The following is a 14569-nucleotide window of genomic DNA, read 5'->3' as shown; positions in this document are numbered from 1 at the left end:
GGCTAAATAGAGCGACTATGAATACTGTTAGAATTAGATACAATTTCATGTTTTTGGAATCATGACAGAAAGTGCACTGGCGAGCTTCAGTGAGTCCAGAGAGCGTAGCGAGCGAGGTGAAACGGCTGGTTAGTAGTTTTATTTCTTTATTAATGATTTTATGAAATTAACAATATTCCAAGTTTCATTTTCAGATTGTTCTTCTTTAAATGATGGAATATCACTTTTGCCATTTAGTCATTCCCAATGAAAGTCACCATCAGTATGTGTCTTAAGTCTTGTTGGTAAATTCGGCGTGTCTTTATTGAGACCTGTTTCTTCTTTCGACATGCCAGCTGCATTAGTGCCATGACAAGATCCACATAGTTCGGCAAAAAGGGCTTGACCCTGTTGTACCGATTCTGTTGAAATTGGAATAGGATTACTTTTTTGTGCTTCAATTTCTGGAGCCATCCAACTATGTGCGAAACAGAGGTTTTGGAATAGCAGAGTTGGTAAAAGTGTGAATAATGTATGTAGTTTCATAATATTACCGATCGTATATCTTGTTCTGCTAACGTTATGATTACCTGTTTGCGCGCTGGTTGCGGGTCCGCGTTTATTGGCTGGTTATACCTTTATTTTAAATCTACATTCCTGATCACCAGCTAAGACCGTTTTTAGCATTTCTACTTCAACCTTACGTCCTAAACTGATTTCAAATTTATGTTTTAAGCTTCCTAATGTGCAGTAGCACATAGATTTTGATGCGTTCTCCAAAGCATTTTGCATTAATGGGCAATAGCATTTGTCAAAAACCACATAATATTCGTTATCTTCTTGTTTGAGTCTCCATCTAACAGATAGTTTTTCTAAAAAATCTTTTTCTGTTTCTGATTCATTTCTTAGTTTAATCAATTCATCATTGGGCAAATGGCTGAATGGGCATTTAGGGCCACATTTTTCCATAATATCTTGCTTTGTTTTCTCATCCACAGACGAATCTAAATTAATCAATAATTCGTTGATCCAATGTTCCATTATTATCTCTCAGGTATACCATGGATATAACCGGCGAGCTTCAGCGAGCACGGTTGAGTGATTCATTATGTATTTGTTAGTATTTGTCATTTATGGTTGCTATTAGTTTTTCGAATAGCAAATTCTGCTGTTCTACAATTTTTTAGTTGTTTATTGTGTGGTTTAGATAGTACGAGCAGCGAACATATAGCGCCAATAAGAGCTAATCCCATGTCCGATTGAGTATCCCAGATATAACCCTGAGTTCCAAGGAAAGCCTCAGCATCTTCACCCGTTGCCAAAGCTACCCACCACTCGATAAGCTCATAGAAAGCACTGAATGCTAGGCAAATAGAAACAATGAAAATATTACGCCAGATGTCTCCGTTTACGACATCTTTACGTATTAATATTTCCCTAGCTAGGAGCGCAGGAACAAAGCCTTGGAAGAAGTGACCTACTTTGTCGTAGTTATTCCTTTCCGAGCCAAATAGACCATCAAATAACGGGACTTCTGCATAGGTATAATGTCCCCCGATCATCAGTACAACACAATGCAATAGTATGAAAAAATACAATATTGAGGTAAGCCTGAATGCTTTATAGGACGCTGCTAATAAACCTCCGCCAAGGACTGCAGGCACAACCTCAAGAAACCAAGTAAATTGATCTTTGGGGGCTATGCCAGACCAAACTAAAACAGCTGTAAAGACAATTATCCAAAGGTACTTAATTTTCAATACTCCTAAAAATGTAATATGGACACCACTGACGCGGTGCCCGCGTCAGTGGTGATGGATTGGTAATGTTAAATTTGCAGATCATTCTATATGTTTACCAATAGGAACCCAACGAATAGATTGCCACCTATCTCTCGTAAAAAGAGGGTGTTGCAAATCCCGGGACCAATAAATCGAAATCACTTTACCTTTTGAAGTATCATTACTTACAAAACCCCAAAATCAACTATCGGCACTATTATCTCTGTTTTCTCCAAGAACGAAAAATAATTTTTCGGAACTGTGATAGGCCTAAAATTATCTCGTGGACTACTGTTTGAATTGTATATATTCATAGCAGTATGATAGATGTAGTTCCCAGATTGTGCAACATTATTGATGAAAAGTATTTTGTTTTTTATTTCAACTATGGCATCTTGCCGGGCGATCATACGTTTTTAAACATTAATTTATATTAATATTTTCATTTTCTCTTGTGTGTAAATATGATCTCGAAATAATTATATTTCCTGGTTCACGCGAATTTCAAAGATACTATTTATGTTTCTAATGATGTAATCAGTCATCTCTTCTAAGTCGTTAATCACAAATAATTCCCTAAAATTCCATACAGTAGAGTTCTTAAAAAGAAAGAGTAGAAACAAAAAATCATTAAAATGTATAGCCAGATCTTAGTTACCGTTGGCCAATCTAATATTTCATTTTGCTCTCTAGTGCTTTGTATGAGTATACTGGGAGACACCTCGCTCCTCTTTTATCTTATCAACTTGCCACTGCTCCATATGTATGAACCTTTTTCAAGTTATGAACAACGCAGAACAGGTTCCACTGTGTGCTGACTTTCTTCTTTCCACGCAGACTGAACCGATCAAGGCCCATAGTCGACCGAATATGGGCAAATGGTGGTTCCCCAACAGCCAGCCGCATACCAGGCATCGTTGTTGCCATCCAGATCTTTGGTGACTATGCCTGTTGGCATCCGCATCTGCACGCCATGGTGGCAGACGGGCTGTTTCTTGAAAGTGGTAATTTCTTTGTCATTGATGGCTGGTACAGTAATCGGATGCGTGGGGATAGGAAGAGGCAACTGGAGTTGGCTGAAAAAGATAGATAGTCAACAGTACCTCCCTGATACCGTGGTGATTGATATCAATGGCTATAGGCCAAAACGAATTCCACCATCATGGTGTTCCATGGTGAGTATGGCACGATGACTGAAGCCAGGCAGGACGGGATACCATCCCGGCTTTTCTACGGGGACACAGGCCCTATGTCATTACAATTCGGGGGGCTATGCGTAAGGTTGCAGCAGAGTAGCCAAAGGGTAATATGAACATTTAACCTGCAGAATGGCCGGCATAGGGGAAGCCAAGATTTACCGGCATGAATGTAACCAATGAGCCCGAATAGCTGATGGTGCTGGTTTCGGTGTGCATAAGTCTGGATAGACTATTTGAATGGTGCCGATTTGATTTTTTCGTTATCTATCTGAAAACACGTTGGTCCAAGAGCTGAATCTATTGAGCGTTTTTTTGAACCAAGGCGAACGATAACATTCGGGTATACCGATTTCTGAATCTGAATTTCCGCATCGACCGGAGCCGGGCCAATTTCGGTCACCAAAGCAGCTTTCTCGGTAAGAAGTTGTTGAAGTTGCTTTCCTGCATTCGCCAGATATTTTGCGCGTAACGCCATGCTTTTACGATTCATGCCTTCAGCGTTTTCGATCATCGCCTTCAGTTTCTTAAGATCAATGTTTGCTATACCGAAATAATCGAGAATTTGCCGGATGTGAGTATTTTTTGCCTCTATATTCTCTTTGAGCTGGTCGAGCTTTTCTATCTGCTCTGGTAAAATACCTGCTATAAGCTCCGTTCGCACCCACGCCTCAGAGCCGGCAGTGTGAATAATGATTTTCTGCGTGGCCCAGGTTTCTCCTCCGATAATCGCTCCGCCGAGCAGTTCTATGCTTCTGTTGACCTGGATGACTCCTATCGCCCTGAGCTTTGCATGCCTCGCATAACTGCCGATGATGATATCAGTGCCGGCCTTAACTGTGGCTTCGTTCACATATTGTGTTCGCAGTGAAAGGCCTGACTGCACCATGGTATTCATGCCATTAATGGCGACTCCAATGACAATATTTCCCCGAGCTTTCAGGAAAGCGCCGTTTTCTATAGAGTCAGTGACGATAATATCACCACCTGCGCATACAGAAAAGCCCGATAGCACTATCCCTATTACGACAACATCACCGGCAAAATCAATGTTCCCTGTCCCAAAATTAACGCCTTCCTCCAGGGTAAGAACGTTAGTAACTGAGAGTGTATCTTTATACAGATGGATGGCTCCATCCATTTCAGAGAAGTAGCTTGTTTCAAGCTCGTTCTGTTCTGTGCGGACATTATTTTCTGCCACAAGTTGCAGTATTTTGCCATCGTCTGCCGCCACCTCGTTGCCGAAAATATCTATACCCGGAGTGCCTTTGGTTGGTGGTATTACTGTCGCGACTCTCTGGTCCTTTGTTACATTGACCACAAAGTTGCGTTCACGAAAGTCAATTCTCCCATCATCTAAAAGCTTGCCTGGGCTCTGGTCAATATCGATGTGCCATTGAATAAATCCGTCTTCTCCGTGGATAGGGCTGACCCCTCGAACAATAGTGTTGGCACCTGCTGCAAAAATCCCGTTGTTGATATTCTCAATAAGAGCCATAAGGGTTTTTTGATGATCTGGCGATATTCTCACGGCGGCTTCCTGCAGCCAAAATTCGAGCATCGGCAGAGTGATTCTTCCCTGGGGATGTTCCCCTGGCAGAAGCCAGTCTAGCCGGAGAAGGTCTTTGCTTACCTTCAGGGGGGACTGGATGGAGAGCTTGCCTTCATTCAGCGTGACAAAACCGTATTGGTCAGCGATAAGTTCAGACCGCTCATTTTCCCTGACGTGAGCACCGGTCAGTAAGTGTCTATTATTCTTAGGCTTTATGGTGTCTTCCTCTTCGATAGTCTCGGCCTCACCAGAAAAGGAGTCATCTGGGCCAGCAAGTTTATCGCCGGGGAAGGCTATAAGAGGTTTGAACTCGTTAAATTCCAGGTTGTTACTGATTTTTTCATTATAATAATCAAGGGTTTCAATTGTTGAGGCCATGAGGAAGCCGGCAGATATAGTATGTCCATCCTGGGGATGGTTGAAAACAATTACCACTCCTGTCGAGTTGTGAAAGCAGATTTCTGGTGCAACATCAGTATCATTAGCGACATCATCTGTTTGTTCAACTTTATCAAGAAACTCGGCAAATGCATCAAAATCGTGAGAAAGTTTGAAGGACCTGCTATTTTCTGATTTCTTTTTCATCAGAGATTTTTCTCCGCCAGGTTCATCAAAGCATCGAAATCAACTTTTCCACTCTCTAGATCTTCATTGAAATTGGTCATTTGCAGCACCATGGCTACCTCATTACTCATTCTCCAGAGTGCACGCGCCTTCTCGTCGATATCCGCTTGATCTGAAACTGTTGTCTTTGCCAGCAGTACAGCCAGAGTTTCATTTTGATAGCAGGCGGGTGAGGCAATGTACGGCTCATCCTGCTCAACCCTTCCAGATTGAGAGGCCTTGAAGGCAAGTGCCAGGGCAATTTCGTCCGGCTGTGACACGATTCTGCCAGAAGATGCGGGACCGTTTACAGTGTGGACAGCTGAAAGGACAGTGTTGTTGGCGCTTTTCTCTTTGGCGGGATAGACCAGGCAGAGCCAGTCTGGTTCTATTACCATACCGACTGTACTGAGGATTTCGCTCTCGACGGTCGGTCGGTCTGCGCTCTGCATCTGGATACGGATCAGTTTGTCCCGGGCTTCGAGCTCAACTACTTTTCTTTGGAGCTCGGCTGTGCGTTCTCTGACAAGTTGTTCAAGATTATCGCGTACCTGTTTCAGATCGAGATGATTACGGATCCTGGCAAGAGTGATAGGGGGCGAGAACGGTTTGGTAATATAATCGACAGCACCAAGTTGCAAACCTTTCTGTTCATCTCCAAGCTCACTTTTGGCGGTCACAAAAATAATTGGTATATTGTTCGTTGTCGTATCCTTTTTCAATCTCCGGCAAACCTCATAGCCGTCCATTTCAGGCATCATGATGTCCAAAAGGATTAAATCCGGCAGCTGGCTGTGGGCAACCTCCAGGGCCTCTGCTCCGTTGGTGGCAATACTCACGCGATAGTCCTTGCAGAGCAGGTTGTTGAGTATCTTTATGTTCGACGGGGTGTCATCCACTACCAGTATTCTGTTCATTTCGATTTCCTCGCAATCATCAGCATTGGGAATGGCCGCTAATTGTCATTCCTCGTCTTTGTGCATTAAAAAAATATCGTTAAAAGTGTCGGCTACCCGATTGAAGGCGGAGAGAATGTCCGGGTCGAAGTGTTCCGGCATTGTCCGGCCATCACCTTGAGTAATGATTTTTACTGTGTTCGCGTGGTCTATCGCCGGTTTATATGGGCGTTTGCTTCGCAGGGCATCGTATTGGTCGGTAATGTTCATGATTCGGGCGGTCAGTGGAATTGCCTCACCACTGAGTCCATCGGGGTATCCTCCCCCGTTCCAGCGTTCATGATGATGTCTCGCTATGTCAATGGCCATGCGCAGGTATGGTGATTTTGCACCTTCAAGGATTTTTGCCCCGACAGTTGTATGGGTTTGCATATTGCGCCATTCCGCATCGGTCAGGGGGCCTGATTTGATTAATATGGCATCGGGAAGAGCCACCTTGCCAATGTCATGCATTGGGGAAGCGTAAAAGATTGCTTCACAGAACTCGTCATCCATACCAAGCTGTCTGGCCAGTTCTTTTGTATAGTAACTGATTCTTCTAATGTGTGTACCGGTATCTTCATCTTTGAATTCAGATATCAGGGTTAATCTGTAAACTGTATCAATGTAGCCGTCACGCAACTGGGCAGTCCGTTGGTTAACCAGCTCCTCAAGCTGTTCTCTATGGGCATGCAGGTCCATATGTGTATGAACTCGGGCCAGTAATATTGAAGGATTTATCGGTTTAGTTATATAATCCACGGCACCCAACCTTAATCCTCTTGCCTCATTCTGTGCCTCTCCCATAGAGGTGACGAACAGCACAGGGATATTCTTTGTTGAATCCCGGGCTTTCAGGCGCAGACAGACTTCATACCCATCCATCTCCGGCATCATTACATCGAGCAGGATGAGGCTCGGCTTCTCATCTAATGCCGCGATTTTCAAGGCTTCTTCACCGCTGTTGGCGACACTGACAGAATACTCCTTCTTGAGAATCTCGCTCAGCAATCGCAGATTGGCGGGGGCATCGTCAACGACAAGTATTCTTTTCTTACTCATTGTGCTCAACCGTTTAAGAATCGTACAGGTTTGTGGATATCTCACGTGCAACTATCTGCGCGTTTTTAAAATCAAGGGCTTCCATGTATTCAGTCAGGCGTTGTGTTTGTTGCGGAAATTGTGAGAGGAGCATGTCCCGTATTTCAAAAAAGCGACTTTCCGCTTCCATATCCCTGATCGCTAAAAGTTTGAGTAAATCAGTCAGAACATCTTTAATATGTGCCAAGTCAACAGTTGGATGTTCCACTGGTTGTGAGGACTTTTCCTGTGACGGAACAGGTTCCAGCAACTCCAGAATACTGTCTCGCACCTGTTGCAGTTCCCTGAACAGAACATCTTGCATAATTTGGAAATTATCCGACTTGTTGTGAATCTCTCGCTCGAAGTCAAGGCTTGCCTGCTGTAGTTCCCTGGCACCGATACTGCCGGCAACCCCTTTCAGCGTATGGACAACCCTTTGTAAGGTAGGCTTGTCATTCCGGTTATGACAAGCCTGAACCTCCTCCCGGAAATGTTCTGTTTGGGACAGAAAATCACGAAGGAGTGATAAATAGAGCTGGCGGTTTCCTGCTACTCTTTGCAGGCCGTCAGTGATATTCAGGCCGGCTATTTGCTTAGGAAGGGATGGGCCGCGCTGACGATCGTCGGCATGCTCTTCCCCGAGCCTGTCTTCAGCAAAACTTTTGCTGTCTTCCAGATTGTCTGTTTTGATCCAGTGCACGAGACAGAAATAGAGTTCTTCCGGGTTAATGGGCTTCGCCAGGTGATCATTCATGCCGGCCTCAAGACTGCGCTCCCGGTCTCCTGCCATGGCATGCGCAGTCATTGCCACAATTGGGACTTTACTGTTGGCGGGGACATGCTCTCTAATGTGTTTGGTTGCGGAGATGCCATCCATAACCGGCATTTGAATGTCCATTAAAATAAGATCGAAAGGCTGCTCTTTTGCAGCGGTAATTGCTTCCTGGCCATTACTGGCAAGAGTTATCCTGACACGTGCCTTTTCGAGGAGTTCAACAGCAACCTGCTGGTTGATAGTATTGTCTTCAACCAATAAAATATGGGCGTTGGCAATAGTATGCAGTTCTTTTCCTTTCGAGTGCTCGGATAATTCTCTTCGTTTCTGTACCTTGGACTGCTGCAATCCAAACACCTCGGCAATTGCATTAAAGAGTGCGGAGGTTGTTACCGGCTTACCCAAGAGAGCTGCCCGATCCCTATTTTGCAGCAACTCTTCGGTTGCGGTATAGTCGCGAACTGTGGTCATCAGTATGAGTGGGAGGGGGGACGCAGATGTGAAAGCATGAGGAATCGGCTCCTGTCCATTGGGGCGATAGTTGGCTATTATAAGCTCATAAGGTTTTTTCTGCTGTTCTGCCGCAGTTATCATGCTCTCAGCTTGGGCAGTGCCTGAGCAACTTTGCACCTGAAAAGAAAAGCTTTTCAGCACCCGTTCGAGATGTTTGACGATTTTAGGGTTTGCTTCTATGAGCAGTACCTGCAGGTCGTGCAGGTTCAGTAATTCTTTAAACGTTGTTGTATTCGCCCTGCGGTCAGATTTGTGTTCCAACTCCAGAGTAAAGATGAAACGAGCACCAACACCGGGAGCGCTTTCCAGGTGGATCGTGCCATGCATAAGGTCAAGCAACTCCTTGCAGATAGAGAGCCCCAATCCCGTACCACCATACAGGCGAGTTGTAGAACCATCAGCCTGGCTGAATTTTTCAAAGAGATTTTTCTGCTGTTCTTCGCTCATGCCGATACCTGTATCGGCCACTTCGCATTCGAGCAGTATATTGGAGAGATCGAGTTGCCTGAGCTGAATGGAAATTTCCACTTCGCCATACTCTGTGAATTTTACTGCGTTGCTCAGGAGGTTGTTGAAAATTTGTCCAATCCGCAGTGGGTCTCCCACTAGCACCGGAGGAATTTCCTGATCGATGTTAACGAGCAACTCAAGTCCTTTGTTGGCCAGATCATTGGCAAAAATGGCGACGACATTGTCGAGTGTCTCGGAAATGTTGAACGTGGTTTTCTCTATTTCAAGCTTCCCTGCTTCAATCTTGGAGAAATCAAGAATGTCATTAACAATATTCAGTAAAGATGTGGCAGAATTGTTAACCGTATTAAGATAGTTTTTTTGTCTGCTATCGAGTTCGGTTTGCAGCGCCAGGTGGGTCATGCCAATGATAGCGTTCATCGGAGTTCTGATTTCATGGCTCATGTTCGCTAAAAAGTTGCTTTTCGCAAGAGTCGCTTCCTCTGATTTGGCAAGTGCTTTCTGCAGCGCTTTTTCTGCTTCGATATTCTTGGTTATGTCTTCCTTGATAGCTACAAAATGGGTTATAGATTCTCTTTCATCACGGATAGGAGAGATGGATGTTCGTTCCCAGAACAGCGTCCCGTCTTTCTTTTTATTGCAGATCTGGCCATGCCACTCGTTGCCGCGGCTTAGTGTTTTCCACATGTTAAGGTAAAATGATTCCGGATGCTTGCCTGATTTCAGAATGCTCGGTTTGGAGCCAATCACTTCGTCGGGCCGGTATCCGGTAACCTCGACAAATTTCGGGTTGACATATTCTATAATTCCATCGGCATCAGTTATGACGATGGAAGCGGGGCTTGCATCCACCGAACGAGATAATTTCTTCAGATCCAATTCAGCAAGCTTTCGACTGGTGATATCACGGCTGACTCCTCTAAACCCCTTAAAATCCCCATTTGGGGTGTAAATTGGGGTTGCATTGGTTTCGAGATAAACGCTTTTCCCTCCGTGTTTATGTTGAAACCGGCACTCCACACCCTTGATGGGCTTTTTCGTTGCAATGGATTGTCCGAACGCTTCCTGCCAGATCGGTTTATCCTCCGGGACCATATTTATCATGCCTTCCTTGCCCATGACCTCTTCTTGCAAATAACCAAGTATTTCCAGGCAGGTCGGGCTTACATAAATAATTTTCCAATTCTCATCGTAGGCCCATATTATATCATCAATACTTTCAACCAAGCCTCTGAAGTTTTCTTCACTGGCAATGAGGGCTTGTTGAGACTGCTCGAGGTTGGTGAGGGCCTGTTCCGCTCTTTGCCGCTGCAGGTTCGCGTCCTGCAGTAAACTCAGGGCCGCTTTTTTCGATTTTTTAAGTTCTTCGGTACGATCCTCTATACGTTTTTCGAGATCTTCATTCAGGGCGGCGAGTTCCTTTTGGGCGGTGACTGCTTCAGTGATATCATAATTCACGCCGAGCATGCGAACAGCGTTCCCGGAGTCATTAAAAAAGAGTTTTCCTTTGCCTCTGATGAAACGAATTTGATTATTTGGGCCATGAATCCTGAATGTCGTGTTCAGGTTTCTTTTGAACTTGATTGTCTCTTGAATGTCGGTTTTAAATTGTTCGAAATCTGCATCCAATATGTGCGGTTGCCAATCGTTCAGATTGCTAATTGAGGCCTTGTCACAGCCATAGAGGAGATACATGGAATTATCCCAGATCAGGTCATCGTTCTCAATATTCCAGTCCCAGATACCGATTCGGCCACCCTCCGTGGCCATTTGCAACCTGCTGGTAACAGATTTGAGTGAATTCTCTCTTTCAATTCGGTCAGTTATATCATATATGTAGCCATCGATAGAACTTGGACCATTGGGAGTAGTAATAAGATTTGCCTGTTCGGATAGCCAGTGTACGCTTTGTTGACGATCGACAATCCTGTATTCAATATAGAAGCGATTATGGTTTGCGAGGTTCTGTTTGATAGATGTTACGACTCGTTGTCGATCGTCAGGGTGAATGATGCTGAGGAATTCCCGTGCATCGGGGCCCTGAAAATCAGCGGCGCTATAGCCACTTATCAATTCAATGTGATCTGAAATGTAGGAGATTGACCAGCGATCTGTTCCTGCGCAACGGTAGACCGCCCCTGGCAGGTTGGCCACAAGAGAACGAAAACGTCTTTCTTGTGAGGCAAGCCTGGTAAGAGCCATTTTAGCTTCGTCTCTGGCTTTGATCGCTTCCAGTTCCAGCGCCTTTCTTTCGGTAATATCCTGCATGGTGCCAAATGATGTGCTGGGCTTACCGTTTATGTCGACAACTGTTCTTCCGCGTTGGTGTATATATTTAATTGTTCCGTTCGGCAGGAGCAGTCTGAATTCAATGTCAAGCAAAGATTTTTCTTGAGCAGACTGCTGAAAGGACCGTTTGAAACCCTCTCTGTCTTCAGGATGCACAAACTGAAGAAAGAGAGAGCGAGTCAGGTCCTTTTGCTTGGGTTCGAGTTCCAGGATACGATAGATGGCATCTGAACACTGAAAGGTCTTTTTCGTGAAATCGACCATCCAGTGACCTAACTGAACAATGTGCTGGGCATCTTTTAGCAGCTTCTCGCTCTGTTTGAGCGTTTGCTCTGCCTTTTTCCTCTCTCCAATGTCTTTGAAAGTGCAGATACACCACTGTTCATCCTGCATCATGAAAGTCTTGAGATATGTTTCAACCGGGTGAAGAGTTCCTTCTTTATCTCGTAGTTGGAGCTCTTGTGAGCATCCTGTTGAAAACGCTGAGGTCTGTTGCAGGAGCTTGGCAAGAGGGTCATCGCGTTTTTTAGTGGTAGCCTCAGAAGTGACCAACGGGAGAAGTTTGCGCTGTAAGACATCCTGTTCAGGGTAACCGAAAATCGCTGTGGCGCTCGAATTCCAGAATCTGATCCTTTGCTGCGGGTCAAGCAAGACAACCGCATCTGCTATTGCTTCAGAAACCTTTCTGAACTTCTCTTCGCTGGCCGCCAGAATCTCTCTCGATCGTGCAAGCGCGTGCTGTTTTTTTATAGCGTTCAGAAAGAGGAACATGCTGAGTATTGAGATGATTGCGGCTACCAGGATGATGATGGCCTGAGTCGTTCGATAGGGGCTATACGCTTCGGAAACGTTTATCTCATAGCCGAGTCCGAAGTGATACTCATTATCCCATTCCCAGGAACCGACCACCCTGACCCCTAAAAAATTTCGATAGCCAGCGACATCCAGGCCGGACTTTTCGGCTACTGCGGCTTTAGCCAACCGCGTGAGTTCCATCTCCTCCCGGGGCCGGTTTGGTTGATATCCCGAGGTCAGGTCGCCTCCCGGGTCAAGCAGACGGACATTGAGGAGGGAGGCTTCCGTATCTATCAGACCCGTTTCAACCATTTGTTGATCATATCTGCCGGAGGTCAATAAATATGCCCGTTTATTGAAAAGATAAAAGTTACCAGTCCGGCCGGACTGAGCAAGCTGTGCGATATGGGAAAAGTCTCGCCTCGGGTCCAACCGGATGGCGAGTATGGCAAGCACTAGATTCTGCTCATCAAAAACCGGAACAGCAAGAAACATCGTTGGCTTTCGTGTTTGCACATCATCATCTGTATCAGGTACCGGGGTGAGGGCGTTGAAAGGTTGGATAAATAAGCGATTGCCCATTAAAACTTCTTTAAAATATGCTGTTCTTCGTGAAAGGGAGGTGACGATGCCGATTTCGCTGTCATGGCTTGATGAAATGTTGGTGCCATCAGGTTTAAGCAGATAAAAGCCGACGGCTCTGTTTGTCGCAAGCCACTTGTCAAGAAAGTCGTGCAGTTTTTTTTGTGCCGGATGGGCAGCCATATTGCCTTCTTGATCAAATTCGGCGATAAGCTGACTTGCAAGGTTAATGAACTTGGGGTGCTGGGCGAGTAGTTCAATCTCACTGAATTGGCCATCGAGCCAGATGTGGAGAGCTTCTTTTGTCGCCCGCATAACCGTATGCAGATTCTGGCTAATCGAATCAGCATGTTCCTGTTTGATGAATTGTAAGGCGGAGAATGTGACGGTCGCAGTAATGGCAAAAAACAGCAGTATTAAAAGAGTTTGTCTGAGGACTCTGGTTTTGTGAGAAGATAATTGCACGTGGTTGTGTAGTCGGCGGGTGTTGTTTGTTGTCATTTGTGCCAGATTTCTGAGTAGGGAGCAGTTCTGCCAAGTTCCAGATTGAGCGAGTTGACCTCTTCTTTCAACTCAATAATTCGCATTTCTCGCTCAATCATTATGTTGTTGAAAATTTTGAGTTCGGTCATCTTTTCTTTCAGACTTAAGTGGAGTCGTATCCTGGCCAGAGTTTCAGCATTCTGGATAGGCTTGGTGAGGTAGTCAACAGCCCCTGCGGCAAACCCTTTTATTTTGTCGTTCTCCTCGAGCAGTCCGCTCACAAAGATAACGGGGATATCCTCGCAGCTTGGCTGTTTTAGAATTTGCCTGCAGAGCGTGTACCCATCCACGACAGGCATGTTAATGTCGAGCAATATAAGGTCCGGGCAGGTCTCAATAGCTGTCTGCAGTGCTGTGCCGGCATCTTCACATGCAATCACCAGGTACCCTTCTTTCAAGAGAAGCCGTTTGAGGAGTTTTTGGACGTTTCTGTCATCATCCACGACCAGAATAGAGGGTTTTGGGTCGCTTGTTGTCATTTGTCTCTTCCCCTTGCTTGAATTGCGTATAGTTCCAATACGATGGAGATGCTTGAATATTGAGGGGCATCTTGAACTGTCGAGAAAGCTGATCCTTGATTCTAGTATAAATGGAATGAATTGAACAGGAAGAGACAATGAATAGTCATTGCTCGCAGAAATAACAGCAGAAACAAGGAGCCGGAGTAACCCACAGATGGCCTTGGCGGATGGTGAACCAGAGGGGCGACATCAGCATTTACCTGGTAGCTATTTCTGTTTTGGCGCGTAGTCATACTTTTTCAAAAAGATACGCCTGGTCTTTTGCCAAAGTGAGATTCCGGAGGATTTGCTATATTGCCTGTTAATGCATATATTTTTGTTTAAGGTATTTATTGGTCCTAACGTATATTTTTTGCTAGACTTCAAACAAAGGGACGATCTGTCCTCTCACCTCGCACGACTGATATAAATCTCAGGCCATTGAGAGATGGGCTCTCTTTTTCTTATGGTCAACAGAACCGTATCCTTCTGTATCACTAAGAGTGGCACGTTGCTGGAGGCTCTAAGACGGTTTTGATTACTGAACATATGTGGTTTATGTAAACCATGTTCAGTAACAGCTTTACCCCAAAAAAAAAGACTGATAAATGACAGGAACTTCCAATGGCAAAATCACAGACTGAAGTGTCAGGTACCTCTGAGACCTGGAAGTTTATTTTATACAAGGGCGGTAGTTCGTTGATGTCCAGACAGGCTGAAAAAAACCTGCGAGACCTTTTGGAAAAATATCTTCATGACCAATTTACTCTGGAAGTAATTGATATAATGGCTGATATTGAAGCTGTTCCGCCCGATATCTTGGCTGTGCCCACCGTAGTGCGTATGTATCCCTGTCCGGAAAGAAGAGTATTAGGCAATCTTAGTGAAACGGATAAGGCGGTTTCAGGCTTAGGGTTGGGTGAGCAACTATTTTGAGCGATCGTGACGATAAATAAATCCGCTAGGTAAAAT

The 14569-nt window shown here is 45.0% G+C and carries 11 protein-coding genes; 2 read left to right on the top strand and 9 right to left on the bottom strand.

All coding sequences use genetic code 11. The annotated features are described in order from the left end of the window. Positions 1 to 237: 237 nt before the first annotated feature. The 4 genes from GA520_RS17765 to GA520_RS17750 all read right to left on the bottom strand — a co-directional run bounded on the left by GA520_RS17765 (position 238) and on the right by GA520_RS17750 (position 2618). Positions 238 to 525: a cytochrome c gene (locus GA520_RS17765; protein ID WP_163337759.1), complete on the bottom strand. Its 288-nt coding sequence runs from the start codon at positions 523 to 525 to the stop codon at positions 238 to 240. A gap of 84 nt (positions 526 to 609) precedes the next feature. Next, a complete protein-coding gene (locus GA520_RS17760) occupies positions 610 to 1020 on the bottom strand; it encodes a DUF6144 family protein (RefSeq protein ID WP_163337758.1) in 411 nt (136 codons plus the stop codon). A gap of 86 nt (positions 1021 to 1106) precedes the next feature. Then, positions 1107 to 1733, bottom strand: coding sequence for a DUF2238 domain-containing protein (locus GA520_RS17755; RefSeq protein WP_163337896.1), 627 nt, complete (start codon positions 1731 to 1733; stop codon positions 1107 to 1109). Positions 1734 to 2501: 768 nt separating this feature from the next. Then, entirely contained in the window at positions 2502 to 2618 is a 117-nt protein-coding gene (locus GA520_RS17750; protein ID WP_240910126.1) for a transposase, read from the bottom strand. Here GA520_RS17750 and GA520_RS17745 point away from each other — a divergent pair. Further along, positions 2572 to 2853, top strand: coding sequence for a transposase (locus tag GA520_RS17745; RefSeq protein ID WP_163337757.1), 282 nt, complete (start codon positions 2572 to 2574; stop codon positions 2851 to 2853). The two genes, GA520_RS17750 and GA520_RS17745, sit on opposite strands and share 47 nt — an antisense overlap. A gap of 335 nt (positions 2854 to 3188) precedes the next feature. Here the strand turns inward: GA520_RS17745 and GA520_RS17740 are convergent, their stop codons facing one another. The 5 genes from GA520_RS17740 to GA520_RS17720 are packed head-to-tail and all read right to left on the bottom strand — an operon-like array spanning position 3189 to position 13576. Then, positions 3189 to 5093, bottom strand: a complete 1905-nt coding sequence (locus GA520_RS17740; protein ID WP_163337756.1) for a DUF342 domain-containing protein — start codon at positions 5091 to 5093, stop codon at positions 3189 to 3191. Then, on the bottom strand, positions 5093 to 6028 hold the full coding sequence (locus GA520_RS17735) for a response regulator (RefSeq protein WP_205749255.1): 936 nt from the start codon (positions 6026 to 6028) through the stop codon (positions 5093 to 5095). The genes GA520_RS17740 and GA520_RS17735 overlap by 1 nt, the downstream gene beginning before the upstream one ends. A 45-nt stretch (positions 6029 to 6073) precedes the next feature. Next, positions 6074 to 7108, bottom strand: coding sequence for a two-component system response regulator (locus GA520_RS17730; RefSeq protein ID WP_163337755.1), 1035 nt, complete (start codon positions 7106 to 7108; stop codon positions 6074 to 6076). Positions 7109 to 7121: 13 nt separating this feature from the next. Next, positions 7122 to 13055 (bottom strand): PAS domain S-box protein, encoded by a 5934-nt coding sequence (locus GA520_RS17725; RefSeq protein WP_163337754.1) that lies wholly within the window; start codon positions 13053 to 13055, stop codon positions 7122 to 7124. Next, positions 13052 to 13576, bottom strand: a complete 525-nt coding sequence (locus GA520_RS17720) for a PleD family two-component system response regulator (protein WP_163337753.1) — start codon at positions 13574 to 13576, stop codon at positions 13052 to 13054. Before GA520_RS17720 ends, GA520_RS17725 begins: the two co-directional genes overlap by 4 nt. Before the next feature lie 645 nt (positions 13577 to 14221). Here GA520_RS17720 and GA520_RS17715 point away from each other — a divergent pair. Beyond that, the gene (locus tag GA520_RS17715; protein ID WP_163337752.1) at positions 14222 to 14533 is read left to right on the top strand and encodes a circadian clock KaiB family protein; all 312 of its coding nucleotides are present in this window, start codon (positions 14222 to 14224) and stop codon (positions 14531 to 14533) included. Positions 14534 to 14569: the final 36 nt, after the last annotated feature.

It is taken from the genome of Desulfopila sp. IMCC35008, from assembly GCF_010646885.2.
In the GTDB taxonomy this organism is placed as follows: Bacteria; Desulfobacterota; Desulfobulbia; order Desulfobulbales; family Desulfocapsaceae; genus Desulfopila.
The sequence above is the reverse complement of the archived record's forward strand: the minus strand, read 5'-3'. Positions and strand labels throughout refer to the sequence as shown.

Coding starts and splice junctions, on each gene's coding strand:
- GA520_RS17765 (WP_163337759.1), bottom strand. CDS start 525: ATGAAACTACATACATTATTCACACTTTTACCAACTCTGCTATTCCAA.
- GA520_RS17720 (WP_163337753.1), bottom strand. CDS start 13,576: ATGACAACAAGCGACCCAAAACCCTCTATTCTGGTCGTGGATGATGAC.
- GA520_RS17715 (WP_163337752.1), top strand. CDS start 14,222: ATGGCAAAATCACAGACTGAAGTGTCAGGTACCTCTGAGACCTGGAAG.
- GA520_RS17740 (WP_163337756.1), bottom strand. CDS start 5,093: ATGAAAAAGAAATCAGAAAATAGCAGGTCCTTCAAACTTTCTCACGAT.
- GA520_RS17750 (WP_240910126.1), bottom strand. CDS start 2,618: ATGGGCCTTGATCGGTTCAGTCTGCGTGGAAAGAAGAAAGTCAGCACA.
- GA520_RS17725 (WP_163337754.1), bottom strand. CDS start 13,055: ATGACAACAAACAACACCCGCCGACTACACAACCACGTGCAATTATCT.
- GA520_RS17735 (WP_205749255.1), bottom strand. CDS start 6,028: ATGAACAGAATACTGGTAGTGGATGACACCCCGTCGAACATAAAGATA.
- GA520_RS17760 (WP_163337758.1), bottom strand. CDS start 1,020: ATGGAACATTGGATCAACGAATTATTGATTAATTTAGATTCGTCTGTG.
- GA520_RS17730 (WP_163337755.1), bottom strand. CDS start 7,108: ATGAGTAAGAAAAGAATACTTGTCGTTGACGATGCCCCCGCCAATCTG.